Here is a 1379-nt window from a genome sequence, read left to right on the forward strand (position 1 = left end):
TCGTCAAAGTAACGTAGGTTGGATACTGCTAGACCAACGGCGGCTGCTTGCCTTGCCTCTTTCCGTACGCTCTTAATGTCATAACTTAAAATATTAAACTTCATATCTGTATATCGGTCAGACCGATCAACAGCATCATCAATGGCATTAATAACAATATTATCCACCCGACTATCCGTATATTTTTTTGCATCATCGAGAACAATTTTCATCTGTTGCTGAGTGTAATCATGTAGTTGACCACCATTCACAGCTTCTTTCGAACCTTGTTCAATGCGACCATTGGCAACATTATCAATCATAACAGGTTCACTTTCGTTGCCACCTTTTAGAGTGATCTTATTGGTTTTTTTACCATCAGCATCTTTATCATAGTTAACTGCACCATCAGAAAGATTATTAACCGTGTTCTCAATATTATCAACTCTGTCTTCAATATTGAAAACCGTTTCACCAATATTCGTAACCGTAGTGGAAATATTGTCGACTCTGTTTTCAATATGCTTAATATCTTTTTCAACGCCAGTGATACGTTCGTTGGTTTCCCAAAGCTGTCCACCATTGACTGCATCTTTTGAACCTTCTGCAATTTTACCATCTGCTACATTGATAATCTTACTTGGTTGACCATCATGGCTAGCGTCATAAGCTTTTTTCTGCTCATTCCAATTTAAACCATTGGACGAGACATTGTTTTCAACACTTTGAATACGGTCGTTTATCTTAGACATACTCTCACTTACGCCGTCAAAAGCACTGGCAACGTTATGATAATCCTTCTTTTCACCAGAGCTCCCGTCAGCCTTGAATTGTGCTATCTTGAAAGTAGGAGCAGTCCATTCTCCATTATTATAGCCAGCGCCACCACCAAAATATGCAGCAAGCTGATTACTCATCAAATAAAGTTGCGAACCATTTATAGCATCGGTTGAATCTTCAGAAATATCTCCATTAGCAAGAAACTTAATTTTGCTATTTTCTTTGTCTGCTCCATGCTGTGCTACAAATGCCTGCTCATCATTGCTCCACAACAAAGCATCCCCTTTGACTTCTTGTGTAATATCATTGATTTTTTGTGTAAAATTATTGACCACATTCGTGAGATGACTATTCACACTCTTCACATTTGCATCGAGACCACTCAAAGCTGAGCCAACATCATGATAATTGGCTTTTGCCACCTGACCATCTTCAACAATAACAGATAAACTATAGTTTGGTCCTTTAAAAGCACCATTTTCGAACGAGGCACCACCACCAAAATAATTTGCTATATCTCCAGATATTTTATTAATTTGGTTCCCATTGATCGCATCATGCGAATCTTCAGCAATTTTCCCATCTTTAACATTATGGAGGGAAACGGGTGCTGTAGTCTT

At 38.4% G+C, this 1379-nt stretch carries 1 pseudogene; it reads right to left on the reverse strand.

Features of this window, described 5'->3' with window-relative positions:
- A pseudogene (locus ACFINY_RS09695) lies at positions 1–1379 on the reverse strand (hypothetical protein); the annotation flags it as partial.

Origin of the sequence: Bartonella sp. AA23NXGY, from assembly GCF_042197165.1 — a bacterium.
Classification (GTDB): Bacteria; Pseudomonadota; Alphaproteobacteria; order Rhizobiales; family Rhizobiaceae; genus Bartonella.